Below are 21,102 nucleotides of genomic sequence, written 5' to 3'. Positions count from 1 at the left end.
GCCCGCCGCAGCCGTTCGGAAAGCGGCCGGTCAGGCCGCGTTCTTGCGTCCCCAGAAGCGCAGGTCGCGGCAGGCGGCGATGAAGCCCTTGGCGTCCGAGGCCGGGATGAAGCCTTCGTCCAGTTCCTGCGGCAGCCCGGCCTTGGCGAACAGCACGCGCGCCGCGTCGTTGAAGGCCGCGAACTTGTAATGCGCCCAGGTGGTCGCGGCGAAATCGCGCGCGGCGGCCATCTTGGCCAGCATCTCGGCCTGATCGTCGGACGGCAGGATCGCCACGGCGTCGAAGACCGCCGAAGGCGCACCCTCGACCATCTCGTCCAGGTCCAGTTCGGTGCCGTCCGACAGAACCACGCTGCCGGCGATCGGGCCGATGAACTGCACCATCGCGCCTTCCGCCTGAGCCGCATCGACGATGGCCTTGACCTGGGCCACGTCCGATCCGTCGGTCAGCAACATGCCGATCTTGCGGCCCGCGAAACTGTCGGGACCGTTCTTCAGGATCGACAGGGCCGGACTTTCCGGCAGATCGGTGCGCGGCGGAACTGCGGGCTGGGCGGGCGCGGGCATGTCCTTGACGCCAAGGCCCGCCGCCACCGCCTGGGCCAGATCCTCATGAATGTTCAGCAGATGGGCCAGCATCCGCAGCCGGATCGGCTTGGTCTTGACCTTCGACAATTCGAAGGTCAGCGCGTCGGCCATGTGCTTCTGCTCGACCGGGGTCTGGCTGATATAGAACTGCCGGGCCTGCGAGTAATGGTCGGCGAAGGTTTCCGACCGGATCCGCGCCTTTTCACCGCTATAGGCGACAGGCACCGCGCGGATGCCACCCTGCGCGACCTCGCGCGGGCCGCCCTGGTCGCCGCCCCAACTGTTCGGTTCGTAATTCGCGCGCCCGCGCGGATTGTGCATGGCCATGTGGCCATCCTGCTGGAAGTGGTGGAACGGGCAGCGCGGGGCGTTGATCGGGATATGGTTGAAATTGGGGCTGCCCAGCCGCTTCAACTGCGTGTCCAGGTAACTGAAGTTCCGCCCTTGCAGCAGCGGATCTTCGGAAAAGTCGATGCCGGGGACGATGTTGCCGGTCTGGAAGGCGACCTGTTCCGTCTCGGCGAAGAAGTTGTCGGGCATCCGGTTCAGGACCATCCGGCCGATGGGGCGGACCGGCAGGATCTCCTCGGGGATGATCTTGGTGGCGTCCAAGACATCGAAATCGAACTGGTCGGCAAAGGCGTCGTCGAAGACCTGCACGCCCAGTTCCCATTCGGGATAATCGCCCGACTGGATGGCGGTCCACAGGTCGCGGCGGTGGAAATCGGGATCGGCGCCGTTGATGCGCAGCGCCTCGTCCCACAGCACGGATTGCAGGCCCTGCTTGGGCTTCCAGTGGAACTTGACGAACCGCGCCTCGCCCGCCGCGTTCACGAAGCGGAAGGAATGGACGCCGAAGCCCTGCATGAAGCGGAACGACCGGGGGATCGCCCGGTCGGACATGATCCACATGATCATGTGCATGGATTCCGGCATCAGCGAGATGAAGTCCCAGAAGTTGTCATGCGCGGTCTGGGCCTGCGGGAAATCGCTGTCGGGTTCCTGCTTGGCGGCGTGGACCAGATCGGGAAACTTGATCGCGTCCTGGATGAAGAACACCGGGATGTTGTTGCCGACCAGATCCCAGTTGCCTTCCTTGGTATAGAATTTGACCGCGAAGCCGCGCACGTCGCGGGCCAGATCCATCGACCCCTTGTTTCCCGCCACGGTGGAAAACCGCACGAACACCTCGGTCTTTTCCCCGGCGCGCTGGAAAATGTCGGCCGCCGTGATGTCGGACAGGCTTTCATAGGTCTCGAAATAGCCGTGCGCGCCATAGCCCCTGGCATGGACGACCCGTTCCGGGATCCGTTCGTGATCGAAATGGAAAATCTTTTCGCGGAAGGCCTGGTCCTCGATCAGGGTGGGGCCGCGACGCCCCACCCGCAGGCTGTTCTGGTCGTCGGAAACCGGCGCGCCGACCTGCGTGGTCAGCGGCGGCACGTCGCCCCCGGCCTTCTGGTGAAGCTCTCCGCCGCTGCCGGTCTCGGTGGTATAGTCCTTGGCTGACATGATGCTCGCTCGCTTGGAAATTCGTGACTATGGCGAGGTAACGCGCGGCGGGCCGCATTGTTCGCGGCGCCCGACGTTTTTTGCCGCGCGGCAGATCTGCGCGGCACCTGCCCGATTGATCTTCGATGAAGACCCGGCCGGACGGGCGCCCGTCCTTGACGGCGGCGGTCCATGTCATTAGCTAGCTAACGAATAATCGGAACCTGGCCATGCCGCAATCCTCGCATTTCTTCGACACCCTGCTGCAACTGATGCGGCTGCTGCGCCGCAGCTATGACGCGCGGGCCGAGGCCATGGGCCTGACCCTGTCGCGCGCCCGCGCGCTGACCACGCTGTCGCGGATGGACGGGACCACGCAGGCCGAACTGGCCGCCGCCCTCGACATCGAGGCGCCGACGCTGAAGCGCCAGATCGACGCCCTGGAACGGGCCGGTTTCGTGGAACGCCGCCCGGCCCAGGGCGACGGGCGCAAGAACGCCCTGTTCCTGACCCCGCGCGGCCAGGACAGCGGCATCGTCGATTTCACCCGCCGGATGCGGGCCGATCTGGTGGCGGGCATCCCGGCCGAGGATCTGGCCGTGGCGCAATCCGTCCTGGACCGCATCGCCGCCAATATCGCCCGGCTGGACCGCCCATGACGGATGCCGCGCCCCCGCCGCCGGTGGTCCACCCGCCGCTGCCCGTGCCCCGCGCCCTGGCCTATATGGGCGCGTCCGTGATGCTGGCCCTGTCCCAGGGGCTGGGCCAGGGCTTCGTGTCGGCCAACATTCCGCAGTTTGCGGGCGACCTGGGCACGACCACCACCCAGGCCAGTTGGCTGGTCGCGGCCTACATGATCCCGCGCGCATCCCTGCCCCTGCTGCTGATCAAGATCCGCACCCAGTACGGCCTGCCCCGTTTCGCCGAACTGGGGATCATCGCCTATGTGGTGGTGGCCTTCGCCTCGGTCTGGATCAGCGATTTCCGGTCTGCGGTGGTGGTCCAGACATTGTCGGGCGCGGCGGCCGCGCCTCTGTCCACGCTGGCCTTTCTGTACATGCTGGAACCCCTGCCCCAGCACTGGAAGATGCGCCTGGGCCTGCCCGCCGCGATGGCCGTGATGATGTCGGGGCCGACCCTGGCGCGCGTGGTGTCGCCCGCGCTGATCGGCGACGGCGGGCTGACCGGGGTGCATCTGACCGCGCTTGGCATGGCGATGGTGTCGCTGATGCTGGTGTTCCGCCTGCCGCTGCGCCCGGTGCCGCATCAGAAGGTGATCCAGGCGCTGGATTTCGTCAGCTTCGCGCTGATCGGCTTCGGCTTCGCCGGGCTGACCATCGGCTTCGTCATGGGGCCGATCCACTCCTGGACCGACGCGCCCTGGATCGGGATGCTGCTGGCGGCCTCGGCCGGATCGCTGGCCGTGGCGGTCGCGCTGGAACTGAACCGCGCCGCGCCGCTTCTGGACATCCGCTGGCTGGTCAGCCCGGCGATGCTGCACCTGACCGCGACGCTGTTCCTGTTCCGGCTGATCCTGTCGGAACAAAGCGCGGGCGCGCCGCGCATGTTCCAGGCGCTTGGCGTGGCGCCCGCGCAGATGACGGGGCTGTTCGCGGTCATCGTCGCGGCCAGCCTGCTGGGCGGGCTGGCCTGCGTGGCCTGGATGCGCCCCAACCGCGTGCCCGCGCTGCACCTGACGGCGCTGCTGCTGATCGCGGCGGGGGCGTTCATGGATGCGCAGGCCACCATCGACACCCGGCCCCAGCAGATGATCGTCAGCCAGGCGCTGATCGGATTTGCCGGAATGCTGTTCCTGCCGCCCGCGATGATGGCGGGGCTGGTCCAGGCGCTTGCGCGCGGGCCGCAATACCTGCTGTCCTTCGTGATCGTCTTCATTTCCACACAGCCGCTGGGCGGAGTGCTGGGGTCGGGGCTGTTCACGACCTTCATCAACCACCGCCAGGCCGCTCATTACGCGACCCTGACCGAACAGCTTGCCGCCAGCGATCCCGCCACCATCCAGGCCATCGCCCGCGCCGCCGCGGCGCTGACGGCGGCGATCCCCGATGCCGCCGCGCGCCGGGCGCAGGCCGTCCAGCAGGTCGCGCAAGAGGCGTCCGCCCAATCCTGGGTGATGGCCTATAACGACGCCTATGCCCTGACGGCGCTGATCGCCCTTGCGGCCGCCTCGGCCCTGGTCCTGCACCTGCTGCGCGACCGGCTGGCCCTGCGGATGGCGCCCAAACCGGACCCGAACCCATGAAAAAAGAAAACCTGATCCCCACCGTCATCGCCCTCGTCATCGGCGCGGCAGGCGTCCTGCTGCTGCTGTTCGCCTGGCACCTGCCGCCGTTCCAGCCATCCCAACCGACGACCGAGAACGCCTATATCCGGGGCAAGGTCACGACGGTCGCCCCGCAGGTCGCCGGCTATGTCAGCGCCGTCGAGGTCACCGATTTCCAACCCGTGAAGGCGGGCGAGGTGATCGCGCGCATCGACGACCGCATCGCCCGGCAGAAGCTGGCCCAGGCCCAGGCGCAACTGGCCGCCGCCCAGGCCGCGTTGCAGGTGGCGACCCAGGGCGTCGCCTCGGCCCAGGCTGCGGCGCGGGCCAGCGAGGCGGCGACGGAATCGGCCCGATCGGCCCTGGCCACGGCGCAGACCAGCTGGGACCGCGCGCAGGCGCTGCGCACGCGCGGCGTGGCCTCGCAATCCTCGGCCGACCAGTCTGAACTGGCCTTGCAGCAGGCCCAGGCCGCCGTCGCCCAGACCCAGGCGCAACTGGACGTGCAGACCGAGGCGGTGAAATCCGCCCGCGTCGCCCTGCAATCGCGCCGCGCCGACATCGCCAGCGCTCAGGCGGCCGTCGAACTGGCGCAGATCGACCTGGACAACACCGTCATCCGCGCGCCCTCGGACGGACATCTGGGGCAGGTCTCGGTCCGGGTCGGGCAATATGTGACGCCGGGCACCGCGCTTGTGTCCCATGTCGGGACCGAAATCTGGATCATCGCCAATTTCCAGGAAACCCACCTGACCGGCCTGCGCCCGGACGAGCCGGTACGCTTTACCGTCGATGCCATGCAGGACCGCGCCTTTACCGGACGGGTCGATTCCTTCTCGCCCGCGACGGCATCGGAATACAGCCTGCTGGCGGGCACCAACGCGACCGGCAACTTCACCAAGATCGCGCAGCGCCTGCCCGTCCGCATCGCCATCGACCCCGGCCAGCAGATGGCCGAATACCTGCGCCCCGGCATGTCGGTGGTCGTCCACGTGGATACCGCCCAGGCGGGGCGATGACGCCCCCTAACCCGCGGGCGGGGAACGGTGGGCCGCCATGAAGATCCGCACGGCATCCGCCGCAAGGGCGTCGATTTCCCCTTGACGGGGAGGATCGCTGCGCAGGCCGAACAGATATTGCCGCCAGACCCCCGCCGTGGCCAGTTCCACGAACTGGTGGGCCGCGCGTTCGGCATCGGGGATGCGCAGAAGGCCCGCCTCCTCGGCCTCGGTCAGCCAGCGGCCCAGGCCGTTCAGCACCTGGCGCGCCCCGGCGTCATAGAAGCGGCGCGCCAGGTCTGGCATCCGTTCGGCCATCGCCACCACGATCCGCTGCGACCGCAGCACCTCGGCCGAGGTCAGCATTCGGATGATCGCGGCGGCATAGGCGGTCAGCCGCGCCTCGATCCCGCCGGGGACGGCAAGGGCGGCGCGCAGCTGTTCAGAGATCTGGACCCGGCGGTGTTCGACCAGGGCCACGAACAGATCCTCCTTGTTGCGGAAATAGACATACAGCGTCCCCTTGGACACGCCCGCCGCGCGGCAGATGCCGTTCATCGTGGCGGCGTCAAAGCCCTTGGCCATGAATTCCTGCCAGGCCCCCGCCAGGATCTGGCCGCGCTTCTGCGGATCCTCTCCGGCGGCGTGGCGGCGTGGGGGGGTATCGTCAGGTCGGCGCGGATCGTCTGTCATGATTTCGATTTTAATCGAACCGGGGGGTTCGATGGAATATTGAAAACCGCGCCGCGACGGGTTATTTCGGCGCTTCGAACCGGATGGTTCGATGTCCCCAGCGCAGGGTGAGCATCAGTGTCACGCCACGAACGTCCCGAGGCCCCCCGGCCCGTAACCCCGCCCGACGCCGACACGCCCGGTTCGGAATCCCCCAAGGCCCAGGCCGCTGCCCCGAAGGGCCGCAAGATGCGGATCCTGGCCGGGCTGGCGGCGGCAGCCCTGCTGGCGGGGGGATACGAGGGCTGGCACTGGTGGTCCCAGGGGCGGTTCCTGGTCTCGACCGACGATGCCTATGTGCAGGCGGATCTGTCGCTGATCTCGGCCAAGATCACCGGCTATGTCGCCGATATTCCGGTTTCGGCGAACCAGCATGTCCGGGCGGGCGAGGTGCTGCTGCGCATCGACGACGGCGATCACCGCATCGCCCTGGAACAGGCGCAGGCCCGGCTGACGGAGCTGTCCAGCACGCTGGCGCGGATCGACGCGCAGGTCGCTGCGGCGGAAAGCGGCGTGGACCAGGCGAAGGCGCAGCTTGCCGCATCCGACGCGGTGCTGACGGCCGCGCGCGCCTCGGCCGAACGGGCGCGCGATCTGGCGGGGCGGCGCGTGACATCGCAGGCCGATCTTGACGACGCCAACGAATCCCTGGCCACGGCCGAGGCCAACCGCAACGCCGCGAATGCCGCCATCGCGGGCGCCCTTGCCCAGGTCGAGGTGCTGAAGGCCCAGCGGGCCGAGGCCGGGGCGACCCGGCGCGCCCTGGAACTGGCCGTGGCGCAGGCGCAGCGCGATCTGGATTTCACCACGCTGCGCGCGCCCTTTGACGGCACTGTCGCCAACATCGCCATCAAGCAGGGCGAACTGGTCAGCGCGGGCGCGCGGCTGGCGGCGGTGGTCCCCGACCAGGGCCTCTATGTCGAGGCCAACCTGAAGGAAACCCAACTGGCCGAGGTTCGCGCGGGCCAGACCGCCCACCTGTCCGTCGATGCCTTCGACGGCCCCGCGATCGAGGGCCGCGTGGTGCCGGTCGCCCCTGCCACCGGCGCGGTGTTTTCCCTGCTGCCGGCCGAGAACGCGACCGGCAATTTCACCAAGATCGTGCAGCGCGTGCCGGTTCGGATCGAACTGCCCGAAGGCACGCCCGGCCTGCGCGCGGGCCTGTCGGTCGAGGTCGAGATCGACACCCGCACCGGCCCCGACGCGGCCCTGGCCGCCGCCGGATAGATGGCCGCCCCCGCCGCCCCTGCCGATCAGGCCGCCGCGCCCGAACTGACGCCGCGCCGGGTCGCCGCCTTCTTCATCATGGTCTTCGGCATGTTCATGGCGATCCTGGACATCCAGATCGTCTCGGCATCGCTGCCGGAAATCCAGGCAGGGCTGGGCGCCTCCTCGGACGAAATCTCCTGGGTGCAGACCTCATATCTGATCGCCGAGGTGGTGATGATCCCGCTGTCGGGATTCCTGGGCCGGATGATGTCGACGCGATACCTGTTCGCCATTTCGGCGGCGGGGTTCACGGCGGCGTCCTTCCTGTGCGCCACCTCGTCGTCCATCAACGAGATGATCCTGTGGCGCGGCGTCCAGGGGTTTCTGGGCGGCGGCATGATCCCGTCCGTGTTTGCCGCCGCCTTCACGATCTTTCCGCCCGCGAAGCGCAACGTCGTCTCGCCCATGATCGGGCTGGTGGCGACGCTGGCGCCCACGGTGGGACCGACGGTGGGCGGATATCTCAGCCATGCGCTGTCCTGGCACTGGCTGTTCCTGGTCAACGTCCCCGCCGGGATCGCCGTCACCCTGGGCGTTCTGGCGCTTGTGGATTTCGACAAGCCGGAATGGTCGTTGTGGGGCAAGTTCGACTGGACCGGCCTGGTCGCCCTGGCGGCCTTCCTGGGCGCGATGGAATTCGTGCTGGAGGAAGGGCCCGGCAACGACTGGTTCCAGGACGAGGCCGTGGCGATCCTGTTCGTGGTGATGGTCCTGGGCGGCATTGTTACCTTCTGGCGCGCCTTCACCCGCGACGAGCCGCTGGTGGATTTCTCGGCCTTCGCGAACACCAATTTCGCGGTCGGATCGGTGTTTTCCTTCGTGATGGGGATCGGGCTTTACGGGATGACCTATCTCTATCCGCTCTATCTCTCGGCGATCCGGGGCTATGACAGCCTGATGATCGGCGAGACGGTGTTCGTCTCGGGGCTGGCGATGTTCGTGTCGGCGCCGCTGGCCGGGATCCTGGCGTCGAGGATGGATCTGCGCCTGATGCTGCTGTGCGGCTTCGTCGGCTTCGGGATTTCGTCCTGGATGCTGACCGGCATGACCGCCGATTGGGACTTTCAGGAACTGTTCTGGCCGCAGGTGCTGCGCGGCCTGTCGCTGATGATCTGCATGGTTCCGATCAACAACCTGGCTCTGGGCACGCTGCCGCCCGCCAAGATGAAGGGCGCGTCCGGGCTTTACAACCTGATGCGCAACCTGGGCGGGGCGGTCGGGCTGGCGATGATCAATACCGTGCTGACCGACCGCCGCGCACTGCACACCGCCCGACTGGACGAATCCGTGACCTGGGCCAACCCGCAGGCGCTGAGCCAGCTTGAGATGATGCAGCGCAACCTGGCCAGCCACGGCCTGCCCGTTGACGGCGCCCTGGCGCAGATGGCGGGACGGGTGGCGCAGCAGGCCACGATCATGTCCTTCATCGACGTGTTCACCCTGCTGACGATGCTGTTCGTGGGCCTTGCCGTGATGGCCCTGGCGATGAAGCCCCCCCGCCCGCGGGGCGGCGGGCGGCGGCGGGCACTGAGAGGCCTCAGCCCGGATCGCCCCTTCATCAGGTCAGCCTTGCCCCTGCCCGGCGGGCGGCACCCGGCCCTCGGTCCAGCAATTCGCGGCGCCGCGTCCCGGCCTGGGGCCAGGGTCGCGCACGGCACCCGTCCGCGAAGCGCCGCGATTGGCAGGATCAGCCGGCAATCCGGTCCCAGCCACAGTCCTGCCGGATGTCGGCGCGACCAGCCCGACGAAACCCAGCGGCCCGTGATGGCGACCGCGAAGGTCGCGGCCTCGACGCGGTAGGCATTGCCTTCACCCGGCAGCATCTGCCACGGCGGATTGGGCAGCACCTTTCCTGCATCCAGTCAGGAATAATCCGTTCAGAGCGGGGGTGGCCAGAGAGAGCGGGCCGGGTCTCGTCGCAGAACGAGACGGGCCGCGCCGGTCGGTGTCACCCCGATCCGGGAGAGGTTGGGCCTGCGCCCGGCCTGCCGCATGCCTGGGCCAGGCGGCCGGAGGCCGGGGGCGAGGAGTTGCAGGCCGCAGCGCCGCCGGAAGGGCGTCGCGGCCTGCCGAAGGGGGGTCAGAACTTGCCGATCAGGTTCACGAAGATCCCCCGCTTGGCCGGTTCGATCTTGCGCAGGTCGTCCGAGATGCCGCCCCAGGCATAGCCCACCCCCAGCCGGGCATGGGGCGTGACCTCGCGATAGACGGCCAGCAGCGCGCCATATTCGGTCATCTCGGCGCGGGGCGCGTGGAAGGCGCGGATCTCGGCCATGGCGTCCCAGCGATGCACGATGCGGTAATCGGCCCGCAGCGCCGCCAGATGCGCGGTGGAACGGGTGAAATCCGAATCGTCCCGGTCGGCCTGCTGGCGGGTGCGGAAGCCGTATTTGCCGCCCAGCGTCCACCGCTGGTCCAGGTCATAGCTGAAGGCCGCGTTCAGGATATGGCTGCGCTGGCGCGGCCCGTCCGTCTCGCCGTCGATATTGACCTGATCGGCCCCCGGCAGATCCTCCAGATAGGTATAGCTGAACAGCGCGTTCAGCCGGTCGTCATGGACCGGGCGATAGGCGTAGCCTAGCATCGCCTCGATATAGCGGCCGTCGCGCAGGTCGTCCTCGCCCGTCGAGATCACCGTGTCCAGTTCCCCCACCAGGCGCCAGTCGTCATTGGTGCGATAGGTGAAATCGCCCGTGACCATCCAGGTCTTGCGGCGGATCGGTTGCAGCGCGTCGTCCGACCGTTCGCGCCGCCATTCGCCGCGCAGGCTGGCCGCCTGATCCTCGCCGTTCGAGAACTGGGTGCCCAGCGACAGGCCGGTGCGCCGCATCCGGCTGCCGTCCTGTTCCAGCGTCCGGCCGGTGACCACCCCGACATCATGGCGCCAGCGTTCGTCCGGCGTGTAGCTGACGCCATAGCTGGAGGCCAGCGACCGGCGGCTGGTGACGCCGCTGCGGATCGTCTCGGTCGTATAGGCCCAGCGGTCGTTGACCTGCCGCTGCGCGCCGAAGGTCAGGCCGCGCCGCTCGCCGCTGGCGAGGTTGTCGATCTGCGTCGGATCTTCGCGCCAGCCCAGCGTATAGGTCGTGGCGGCATCCTTGGCCCAGGCCAGTTCCAGCCGCCCGGCGACGCCCTGGGTGCCGTCCGACACCTCGGACAGCGCGCTGAGCCGATCTGTGACCGCGGCCTCGGCGCCGATCCCCACTCGGTCGTCGCGCAGCACATCGCCCGACCGCGACAGGTTCGCCTGCCCGAAGACCCAGGCCGACAGATCCTCGTCGCGATGCCAGGTCAGGCGCAGGGCGGCGTCGGTGGACTTGCCGTTCTCTCCCTGGACCAGGGCCGTGGGATTGGCCAGGTCGCGACGCGCGATCTCGGCCTCGACCTGCCAGGCGCCGCTCAGCCAGTGGTCGATCCCGATGCGTTCGCGGTCGTCGCGCTTGCCCGCATCGTCGCGGAACCGGGTGGCGCCGAAGGTCAGGGCAGTCGCGCCGCCGATCTCGACCCGGCCGTCCAGACCGCCGCTGCGCTGGCCCACCGTCACGTTCCAGTCGGGCGAGACGAAGCCTTCGTCCCGGCGATCCCAGAAGGCGGTGACATGGCCCGCGCCGCCGATTTCGGCAAGATCCAGCCGCCCCTCGACATGCATCCCCCTTGCGCGCAGCCCCTTGACGCCCGCCGTGGGGCTGGCCGGATCCAGATCCAGCCCGCCGGTCAGAGACAGGGCCTGGCCCAGGCCCGGTCCCTCGCTCTCGGCCAGTTCGGCCGAGAACCAGCTGTCCTCGCTGCGCTTCCACAGCAGGTCGGCGCCGCCCAGACGGTTGTCGGCGCCCCCTGCCCCTTCCTGCGCCAGCGTGGCGCCAAAGCGCAGACGCGGCGTGACCCAGCTTTCGGCCCGCGCGCCATAGCTGTCGCTGGAATCCGCGCCGTTCGCCGGGACATAGTCGTATTGCGCGACCAGATTGACCAGTTGGTCCCCCAGGGCGCTGTCGCTGACCAGCCCCGGACCGCCCGCCGAGGGCGACAAGGGCCCGTTCAGGATCACCACGCCCTGCACATAGTCGATGCGATAGTCCCGCCCCTCGACCAGGCGGCGGGACGACACGATGGTATTCGAGACCCGGTCGCGGATTTCGACCATCAGCGTTTCGGTTCCCGCCTCGATGTCGCGGTGGGACAGGAAATAGGCGCTGCCGCCGGTGCCGCGGAACACGTCGCGCTGGCTCAGCCGGTCGGTCGAGGCCGCATAGGCGCCGATCTTCTGCCGTGGACTGCCATCGGCGGCCGTCTCGGCCGAACGCCACCCGGCAGAGGCGCCGTAGAGTGTGCGGTCACTGCGCACCATCCGGTCCAGATCGCCCTCGGGGCGGAAATCGCCCCACATCGCATAGCTCTGGTCGTTTTCCAGCCGCACGAACAGCCGCCCCGAGGTCGGCGCCAGGTTCTCGACCGTGCTGTCGTCGCCGGTCGTGACCCAGACGTCGCGGTCCTCGATCTGGCGCAGCACCTGGTCGGGGAAGCGCCGCGTCACATGGCGGAACATGTCGCGCAGTTCGGTATCGCGGGTATCGACCGAGGCCGTCACCTTGGTCCCGTCGGCCAGCACGCCCTGGACGAAGCCCGCCACCCGGCCATAGCGCCAGGTCTCGTCGCTGACCTGGTCGCGACCCAGGGTGATCTCGGCGATGCCGGTCGCGAACAGCTCGCGCTGCGGGACGGTGACGTGGCGGGTCTGGGCCTGGTCGCCCATCGCGATGCGCAGGTCATGTTCGCCAGGCGGCAGGATGCGTTGCAGCACGAAGCGGCCGCCGGCATCGGGGATCGCCGGTTCGCCCAGCACGGTCAGCCGCGCCCCGGCGGGCAGATCCTCGCCCGAGACGGTGACCACCGCGCCATGGACCGGGATGCCGCGCCGGGCGGTGCGGTCCTCGCCCTCGCCGGGCGCGATGATTGGGCCGGTCAGATCCGCGCCCTCCAGGACGGCCGAGGCGCGCCGCAGCGGCAGGGGCACGGTCTCGTCGCGCCGTCCCTCGCGGTCCTCGACCCGCAGAACATAGGTCATCTCCTCCGGACCCTCGGCGGGCATCCGCCATTCGGTCAGCCCGTTCGGCGATGCGGGCAGCACCGCCAGCGGATGGCCGGGGCGGTCGGGATCGATGACGATCACCTGCGCCCGCGCGATCCAGCCCGGATAGTTCGACGAGGTTCGGAACACCACCGCCTGCCCCGGACCATAGCTGCTGCGCAGATCCGCGGTCGCCACGTTCAGGATCGGCCGCGCGCCCAGCCCGTCGACGCTGACCCTAAGTCCCAGCCGGTCCAGATCCTGGTCCATCTCGCGCAGCCGGTCGGGCGCCGGGGCCGCGCCCGCGACGGTTCGGCGCGGCTCGGCCGGGGTCGCCTCGATCGAGATCGAGAAGCCCAGCGGCCCCAGGTCGCCCGCCGGTTCGTGCCGGGCATTGGCCGGCAGCTCGCGCGAGACGACGGTGCCCGCATTGTCATGGGCGCAGTCGCCGGGCAACTCGCCCTGGATCAGCGCGCAGCCCCGGCTGCCGGCCGGATCCGCCAGCGTGGATTGCAGCGACAGGATCAGCGCCAGGGCGGAACAGGCCGTCAGACGGAAGGAAGCAATCGGGTTCATGATAGGAAAATTCGCCATCTTACTGGTTCCGCGCACGGGCCGGAGCGGTTTCCACGGCCGTCTCGACATTCAGGGCAAAGCGGCCGTTCGCAGGCCACAACCGGCGCAGCGCCGCCTCGACCTGGCGCAACCGGGACCGGGCATCGCCCTTCGCCTCGCCCGGTTGCAGCTGATAGCCCAGCCGCAGCACCGAAGGCTTCGACGCGATCTGGCCGACCAGCTGGCGCAGGCCCGCCTCAAGCTCGGGGCGCAGGTCGCGACCGTCGAAGGCGCGCGCCGACAGATCCACGCGCACGACCTGCGACAGGGTGGCCCCGAAGTTCATCTTCGTCAGCATCCCCGGCGTCAGCCGCACCACGCGCGGATTTTCCGAGGTCAGCCGATAGCCCAGCGGCAGCGTGCGTTCGTCCAGCTTCAGCATGAAGTTGGCGCCGATGTCGCGCGGCAGGGCGGCGCAGGGCAGACTGAAGCGGCCATGCCGGTCGGTCGTCACCGCAAGCCCGTTCGGCGTCACCAGCCGCACGCCCGGCAGGCCCCGTTCGGCCCCCTCGGCGGCGGGCAGCCTGCCTTGGTCGGGACGCAGGCTCTGCCGCGACGGCTGGCCATTGTAGTAGCCGTCGTGGTTGAGGTCGTCGAAGACCCGGCCGATGACCGTCGCGCAGGCAAAGACCGCATCGGCCTCGACCCGGATGGTGGCCGTGGCCTCGGGCGTCACCGGCCGGCCGGTGGCGGGGCTGAAGGCCTGCGCGCGGTTCACATAGGCGCCCGGCTCGACGCCGCCGCCGACCAGAACCTCGATCCGCACCCGGAGGGTTTCCCCCGCCGCCAGCCGCAGGTCGCGCCAGATCAGCCGGTTGCCCTGGATCTCGGGCTCGACCTTGCTGCCGCCGACCGTGCCGCTGCCCGAGCGATAGCTGAAGCCCGAAGGCAGCGTGTCGACCAGATCGGTGATCGTGGCGATCCCCGAAGCGTCGTTGCCAAGCTCCAGCACATAGCCGACCAGATCGCCCGCCAGCGCGGTGCTGCGATCTGCCGTCTTGGTCAGCGTCAGCCCGCCCGCCTCCATCGTGGGCGAGACGACCGCGTGATCGGACGAGGCCTGCACACCTGCGATGGAACTGCCGGTCGCGGTCGCGGCCAGGTTGATCGTGCCGCGGCGCGCATCCTCGGGCGTGACGGTATAGAGGTTGCCGGTGCAGGTCAGCACCGCGCTTTCGCCCACCTCAAGCCGGATCGGCTGACAGGAGAATCCGGGCAGGTCCAGGCTGAGGCTGGCCGGATCGACGGTGACATTCTCCAACAGGACGTTGCCGGTATTGGTCACGGTGAAGGCATAGACGATCCGGTCGCCCGCGTCGAAAATGCCGTTGCCGTTGCTGTCGGGCGTGTCGAGAATCGAGATCTTCAGCAGAATCTCGGGCCAGCCCAGCTTGACCACGGTGGGATCGTTGGTCCCGTCGCCGTCGGTGCGGTCCTCGCCATCGGGTGTCTCCACCGCCTGCGGATCGTCCAGGGCCGCGCCTTCGGGATCGGTGCCCGCGTCCGAGACATCGGTGGCCCGCAGCGGCGTCTGGCCGTCGCGGATCGGCGTGCCATCCGCCGTGACCGCCTGGCCGGTGACGCGGGCCGAATTCTGCACATATCCGCGCTGCATGTCCTCGTCGGTCAGCAGATAGGTGGCGGTAAAGGCCGCCGCGTCGGTTTCGCCCGGCGCCAGGGTCACGGGTCCGCCCGCGACCGCCGCCAGCGGATCCTCGATGGTGTCGATCCGCAGCGCGACATTGCCGGTATTCGTGACGGCAAAGCCGAAGCGCAGCGTATCGCCCGCATCCTCGACGCCATTGCCGTTGGCATCGGTGAAGTCGAGATAGCTCTTGATCAGTTCGACCGCCGCCGTGCGGGTCAAGAGCGCCACGGTCGGGTCGTTGCCCGGATCGCCGTCGCGCCCGCCCGCGCCGTCGGGGGTCTCTACCGCCGCCGGATCGCCCACGGCCGCCCCTTCGGGATCGGTCCCTGCGTCCGACACGTCGCTGGCCCGAAGCGCGCCGTCGCTGCCCAGGATCGGGCTGCCGTCGCCGCGCACCGCAAGGCCCTCGACCGAGGCGCTGTTCTGCACATGGCCGCGATCCAGGTCCGCCTGCGTCAGGACGTGGATGGCGGTGAAGCTGCCCCGGTTGGTCGCGCCCGGCGCGATGGTCACCGGCCCGCCCGACACGCTGGCCGTGGCATCCGCGATGGTCTCGACCCGCAGCGCGACGTTGCCGGTATTGGTCACCTCAAAGCCGAAGCGGACCAGATCGCCGATGTCCTGGATGCCGTTTCCGTTGCTGTCCTCGATCCCGGCCAGCGACTTCACCAGCCGGATCCCGGTCTGGGGCGCGATGGTGACACGGGTCGGCGCGTCATCCCCGGCGGTCGTGCCCGAAACGTCCGAGACGGGGCCGCCGCTGTCGGGCGTGCCGGTCACGGTGGCGCTGTTCCTGACCTCGCCCGCGTCGATATCGGCCTGGGTCAGGCGATAGGTCGCAGTGAAGCTGGCCGCATCGACCGCCCCCGGCGCCAGCGCGGCGATCGGGCCGCCGGTCACGACCGCCCCGGCCAGCGATTCGGTCAGCACGACGTTCTTCAGTGTCACGCTGCCGGTATTGGTCACGGTGAAGCTGTAGGTGATCGGGTCGCCCACCGCTGCGGGGGTCGAGATGCCGCTGTCATCCGCCGTCTTGACCAGCGTGATCGCAGGCTGCGCCGTCAGGCCGGTGATGGTCGGATCGTCGTTCGTCGCGTCCGTGCCAGAAACATCATCGACCGTGCCGCCGTCCGGGGTATCCCCTTCGGCCGTCGCGGTATTCTCGACCCGGCCCGCGTCCAGATCGGCCTGGGTCAGATCATAACTCGCGGTCAGCACCTGGGACGCGCCCGGTGCCAGAGAGGCCAGCGGGCTGCCGGTGATCGCGCCCAGCATCGGGTCGGTGACCGCCACATTCGTCAGCGTCACGTTGCCGGTATTCTGCACCGTCAGGCTGTAGGTGATCCGGTCGCCCACCGCCGCTGGCGAGGACACCGCCGAGGCATCCGCCGTCTTCACCAGCGTGATCGCAGGCTGCGCCGTCAGACTGGTGATGGTCGGATCGTCGTTCGTCGCGTCCGTGCCGGAAACATCATCGACGGTGCTGCCATCCGGCGCCTCGCCTTCGGCCGTCGCGGTATTCTCGACCCGGCCTGCGTCCAGATCGGCCTGGGTCAGATCATAGCTCGCGGTCAGCACCTGGGACGCGCCCGGTGCCAGAGAGGCCAGCGGGCTGCCGGTGATCGCGCCCAGCATCGGGTCGGTGACCGCCACATTCGTCAGCGTCACGTTGCCGGTATTCTGCACCGTCAGGCTGTAGGTGATCCGGTCGCCCACCGCCGCTGGCGAGGACACCGCCGAGGCATCCGCCGCCTTGACCAGCGTGATCGCGGGTTGCGCCGTCAGGCTGGTGATGGTCGGATCGTCGTTCGTCGCGTCCGTGCCAGAAACATCATCGACCGTGCTGCCGTCCGGCGCCTCGCCTTCGGCCGTCGCGGTATTCTCGACCCGGCCCGCGTCCAGATCGGCCTGGGTCAGATCATAACTCGCGGTCAGCACCTGGGATGCGCCCGGCGCCAGAGAGGCCAGCGGGCTGCCAGTGATCGCGCCCAGCATCGGATCGGTGACCGCCACATTCGTCAGCGTCACGTTGCCGGTATTCTGCACCGTCAGGCTGTAGGTGATCCGGTCGCCCACCGCCGGCGGGGCGGACAGGGCCGAGGTATCGGCCGTCTTCACCAGCGTCAGGGACGGCGCGAAAGCCGGGGCCAGCGGCGTCGGCGAGACCACGCCCGGCTGCACCGTCGTGCCGTTGTTCGAACGGTCGGCCAGGTCCGGGTTGGTGGCGCGGGTCTGGCCCGACAGCGCGCCGGTGCCCTCGACATCGGCCAGGTTCTCGTAATTGCCGCCCGAGGCCTGGACCGGCGGCATCGGCGCCGAGGGCCGCACGCGGATCTGGAAGGACAGGCTGCATTGCGCGCCCGCCGCCAGGGTGAAGCCGCTGGCCACCACCCGGTCCGAGGCCCCGTCGAAGCCGCCATTCGCCCCGCCGCAGCTTCCCGAAGGCGCCCCGACGATGGTGTAGCTGCCGGGCGCCAGCGGATCGGTCGCGGGATCAGACAGCGCCGCGAAGCTGCCGAAGGCGGGCGCGGCACCGGCCAGCGGGTCGGTGACCTGGATATCTTCCAGCGGTTCCAGCGAGGGGTTGCGGACGGTCAGGCCGAAGCTTGCGGTGAAGCTGCCATCGGCCTGGATCTGCGGCCCGCTGCTGCGGTGCTTGGCGATGCCGATCAGGGCCTGCGGCACCTTGGGGAACAGATAGCCTGACGCAGGCGTCGCCGCAGGCAGCGCGATACCGCTGATCGTGGTCGGCGCCGTGGTGCCGCCCGCGCTGCCTGCGGTCGTGTCGCCGTCTTGCAACTGCGCCTCGCCGATGGCGGCATGGGTGATGCTGTAGGTGCCCTCGGGGATGCCCAAGAAGGCATAGCTGCCATCCGCTGCGGTCGATACGGTCCGGGTGATCGGCGTGCCGTCGAAGGCCGTGCCGCTCAGCGTCACGCTGAGACCGGAAATTCCGGTATCGTCGGCATCCGGCGCGCCATTGTTGTCGAAGTCGCGGAACACGCGCCCCGCCAGAGAGCTTGCGCCCACGGTCACGATACCGGAATTGCTGTTGTTCGTCTGATCCGCCTCGAAGGACGAGGTGTCGATGCTGGCGGTGTTGGTGAATTCCTGCCCGGTCGAGGTCACCGTGACCACGCGCGTCGGCGCGGCGATGCGGACCGTAGCGCCGGGGCTCATCGTGCCCAGTTGGCAGCTGAAGCTGGTCGCCCCCGAACTGCCCGTGCAGGACGCGGTGCTGGCGGTGCCGCTGGTGACGGTGACGGTCGGGGTGCCCATCAGCTCGGTCCCGCTGGGCAGATTGTCGGTGACGACCACATCGTCGGCCTCGTCCAGGCCGACCCCGCTGTTGTTGCGGACGTCGATCACGAACTGGAAAGGATCACGAAGGTTGACGGTGGCCGGAGTGGCGGTCTTCGAGACCACCTCGACATCGGCGCGGGTGCGCAGCGTCGTTGCCTGCTGCGTGGCATTGTTCGTGGTGTTGGGCTCGAACCCGCCCTGCGTCTCGTCCGAGGTGACTGCGGCGCGGTTCATGGGGACGCCCTTGGACAGGCCTTGGGCCGTGATGTCGATCCGGCGGCTTTCGTTGACCCCCAGCACAGGGAAGCTGCAGATCAGCTTGCCGCCCGACGTTCCCGGCGTGGGCAACGTGCCGCAGGTGCCATCGTCCGACACGGCATAGCTTTGATAGGCGATATGGTCGGTCGGCATGTCGTCCGTCACCACCACGTTGGTCGCCACGGAAGGGCCGGAATTGGTCACGGTGAGGTGATAGACCGTACTGTCGCCCACCGGCAGCGGATCGACGCTGTCGGTCTTGTTGATCAGAAGGTCGACCTGCGGATTGGCTATGACGGTTCCCAGCGAGAAGACGTTGTTGCTGGTGTCGGTCTCGGCCGTCGAGGTCGAGACGGCGACGGTGTTGGTCGCCGTCCCGCCTTGCAGGCCCAGGTTCGGCCGCAGCCGGATCGTCGCCGTGCGCTGCGCGTTCACGCCGATCACGCCCAGGTTGCAGGTAACGGTGTCGTTGCCCGGCCCCGTCGTCGTGTTCGCCCCAGGCCTGACCGAACAGCTGCCGCTGCTGGGCGTGGCCGAGATGAAAGTCATTCCGGCGGGCAGCGTATCGGTGATGGTGACGTTCTGAGCGGACGACAACCCGTTATTGAGGGTGCGTGCGGTGATCACATATTCAAAGGGCTGGCCCACCGCCGGAGGAGTGGTGGAGATGGCGACCTTGCTGACGGTCACGTCCGTCCGCGCGGTCACGGCATGGCTGACGCTGCCCGCATTATTGCCAAGGACCGGATCGGGCGTGTCGGCGGACATCGCGCTGGCCGTGTTGGTGCGCGAACCCGCGTCTCCGCCGGGCCGGACGGTCAGCACGATGCGCGGGCAGTCACCAGTTCCCGCCGTGCAGACCGGCAGCGTGGCGATCGAGCAGGTGGCGCGGCGGCCTGTGGACCCGCTGCTGGCCGAAGAGCAGGACAGGCCGGTCGCGCTGCCGTTCGTCACCGAATAGCCGACGAAGCCGGCAGCCGGCCCTGCGGCATTGTTGATCAGCCCGGTCAACTCGTCCGTGACCGCGACCGAGGTCGCTTGGGTCGGGCCGTCATTGACGATCTCCAGCGTGAACTGGATCTCGTCGCCCGAGGCGACGGTCGCAAGGTTGGCCGTCTTGATGACGCGCAGATCGGCGCTGTTGGCGGGCTGGGCCGCGGTGCCGCCGAATGTGATGCTGTTGTTGGCGGTGTTCTGTTCGTCCGGCAGGTCGGGAGAACCGACCGTCAGCCCGTTGGGCTGCGCCCCCGCATCCGTCACGGTGGCGGTCAGCCTTACGATTGGCGTCTGGGCGCCCACGCCCAGCGGAGAGCCCGGTGCATAGTCCCGCGTACAGGTCAGATTCGCGGGCCCGGCCACCGGCAGGGCGGGACATGTCCAACCGTTCAGAGCGGCGCTCGTCACCGTCATCCCGGCCGGCAGATGGTCGGTCATGGTCAACTGGCCCGAGAAGGGCGCGTTGCCGACATTGCTGGTGCTGATGTCGAAATCATAGTTCTGGCCCACGACATACAGCGCCGGAGACGGCCCCCTCTTGTTGGCGCGGAGGTCGACGCGCGGCGCCTCGATGGTCACGCCGCCATCGTCGTCGCTGTTGTTGGCAGGGTTCGGATCGGCGGTCGCGGCCGAAATCTGCGCCGTGTTGACGATGCTGCCCGGCGTGTCGGCCTGCGCGACGATGGTGATCGGCCCCAACGCGACATTCGCCCCTGACCCGGTGCCCGAAGCGCGGGTCGCCGTCACCGTCTGGCCCGCCGTGGTCGCCGACCAGCCCGGCGCCGTGACCGAGACGATGCTGTAATTCGCGGGCAGGCTGTCGGTGACCGTGATCCCCTGCGGGCTGTCACCGGAATAGCGCGGGGTCAGCGTGAAGGTGACCTGATCGCCCACCAGGATCGTGCCCGCAGGCGCGCGGGATTTGACGATCGACAGGTCGCTGCCGGCCTGAATCTCGGTATTTTTCAGCGCGGCGTTGTTATCGGGGATCGGGTCGTTGGGCGTACCGCCGCCGATGCTGGCCGCCGGGGTGATGGTCGAGCCGGAGGCCGCGACGATCTGCGCCTGGAAGTTCTGCGTCACCGTCGCGCCGACCGCGACCGGACCGGCGATGGCGCAGCGATAGGTGCCGCCGACCAGCGTGCAGCCGGACGGGGGGGTGATGTTGGCAAGGCCGGTCGGGACCGGGAAGGTCAGCGTCAGGTTGCTGACCGCATCGGGGCCGTTGTTCGTCGCGGCCAGCGCGTAGGTCACGACAGACCCGGCCGCCGCCGAATCCGGCCCGGTCATCTCCAGCGCGATATCGGCGCCCGCGGTGATGCTGGTATTCTCGGTCACGGCGTTGTTGCCGGGCTGGGTGTCGGTCGCCGTGCCCGCAGTGGCCGGGACCGCGGCGCCAAAGGTGATCGTGCCCTGCACCGAACTGCGCAGATGCGCCGTGAAGCTGACGTCCGCCCCCGCCGCCAGCGCGGGCACGGGGCAGGAAACCGTGGCCGGTCCCGTCGCCGGCAGGGGCGCGCAGCCGGTGATGGCCCCGGTCGTGGCCTCTAGCACCGTGCCGGAGGGGACCGTCAGGCTCAGCGAGGTCGCGGGCGCTGCGTTGAAGCCGTCATTGGTGATGCGGATCGAATAATCGATCAGCCCGCCCGCAGGCGACGGATCCGAGGCCGAATCGTTGACGTTGACTACCCAATCGACCGCCTGCGCCGCAGCGCCCTGCACGCTGAAAGCCAGGAGCTAGGAGCCAGGAGCCCAGCAGGATCGAGAGAAATGCTTGGAAGAAGACCCGGTGAGAAGCGAAATTGCGGCGGACACTGCGGGCAAAGTTTTTGGACATCGACGACTCAACCATGAT

Annotated in this window: 9 protein-coding genes; 5 read left to right on the top strand and 4 right to left on the bottom strand. The window is 68.9% G+C overall.

Annotated features, from left to right (window positions below):
• Positions 1 to 30 precede the first annotated feature (30 nt).
• Positions 31 to 2,100, bottom strand: a complete 2,070-nt coding sequence (locus tag PARHAE_RS03175; protein WP_126153154.1) for a catalase — start codon at positions 2,098 to 2,100, stop codon at positions 31 to 33.
• Positions 2,101 to 2,309: 209 nt separating this feature from the next.
• Between PARHAE_RS03175 and PARHAE_RS03170 the strand changes: the two genes are divergently transcribed.
• The 3 genes from PARHAE_RS03170 to PARHAE_RS03160 are packed head-to-tail and all read left to right on the top strand — an operon-like array spanning position 2,310 to position 5,382.
• The gene (locus tag PARHAE_RS03170; protein ID WP_126153153.1) at positions 2,310 to 2,738 is read left to right on the top strand and encodes a MarR family winged helix-turn-helix transcriptional regulator; all 429 of its coding nucleotides are present in this window, start codon (positions 2,310 to 2,312) and stop codon (positions 2,736 to 2,738) included.
• Positions 2,735 to 4,342, top strand: a complete 1,608-nt coding sequence (locus tag PARHAE_RS03165) for an efflux MFS transporter permease (RefSeq protein WP_241232650.1) — start codon at positions 2,735 to 2,737, stop codon at positions 4,340 to 4,342. The genes PARHAE_RS03170 and PARHAE_RS03165 overlap by 4 nt, the downstream gene beginning before the upstream one ends.
• Positions 4,339 to 5,382, top strand: coding sequence for an HlyD family secretion protein (locus tag PARHAE_RS03160; RefSeq protein ID WP_126153152.1), 1,044 nt, complete (start codon positions 4,339 to 4,341; stop codon positions 5,380 to 5,382). The genes PARHAE_RS03165 and PARHAE_RS03160 overlap by 4 nt, the downstream gene beginning before the upstream one ends.
• Before the next feature lie 6 nt (positions 5,383 to 5,388).
• Here PARHAE_RS03160 and PARHAE_RS03155 read toward each other — a convergent pair whose 3' ends face one another.
• The gene (locus PARHAE_RS03155; protein ID WP_126153151.1) at positions 5,389 to 6,054 is read right to left on the bottom strand and encodes a TetR/AcrR family transcriptional regulator; all 666 of its coding nucleotides are present in this window, start codon (positions 6,052 to 6,054) and stop codon (positions 5,389 to 5,391) included.
• Positions 6,055 to 6,171: 117 nt separating this feature from the next.
• Between PARHAE_RS03155 and PARHAE_RS03150 the strand changes: the two genes are divergently transcribed.
• Positions 6,172 to 7,320 carry an HlyD family secretion protein gene (locus PARHAE_RS03150; RefSeq protein WP_126153150.1) on the top strand — a complete coding sequence of 383 codons (1,149 nt, stop codon included), beginning with the start codon at positions 6,172 to 6,174 and terminating at the stop codon, positions 7,318 to 7,320.
• A complete protein-coding gene (locus tag PARHAE_RS03145) occupies positions 7,321 to 9,162 on the top strand; it encodes a DHA2 family efflux MFS transporter permease subunit (protein ID WP_126153149.1) in 1,842 nt (613 codons plus the stop codon). It begins immediately after the preceding gene.
• A gap of 280 nt (positions 9,163 to 9,442) precedes the next feature.
• Here PARHAE_RS03145 and PARHAE_RS03140 read toward each other — a convergent pair whose 3' ends face one another.
• Both PARHAE_RS03140 and PARHAE_RS03135 read right to left on the bottom strand, forming a co-directional pair.
• A complete protein-coding gene (locus PARHAE_RS03140) occupies positions 9,443 to 13,003 on the bottom strand; it encodes a transporter (RefSeq protein ID WP_241232649.1) in 3,561 nt (1,186 codons plus the stop codon).
• Between the two features lie 19 nt (positions 13,004 to 13,022).
• The gene (locus PARHAE_RS03135) at positions 13,023 to 20,969 is read right to left on the bottom strand and encodes a DUF7507 domain-containing protein (protein WP_126153147.1); all 7,947 of its coding nucleotides are present in this window, start codon (positions 20,967 to 20,969) and stop codon (positions 13,023 to 13,025) included.
• Positions 20,970 to 21,102: the final 133 nt, after the last annotated feature.

Source organism: Paracoccus haematequi (genome assembly GCF_900631945.1).
Classification (GTDB): Bacteria; Pseudomonadota; Alphaproteobacteria; order Rhodobacterales; family Rhodobacteraceae; genus Paracoccus; species Paracoccus haematequi_A.
The sequence above is the reverse complement of the archived record's forward strand: the minus strand, read 5'-3'. Positions and strand labels throughout refer to the sequence as shown.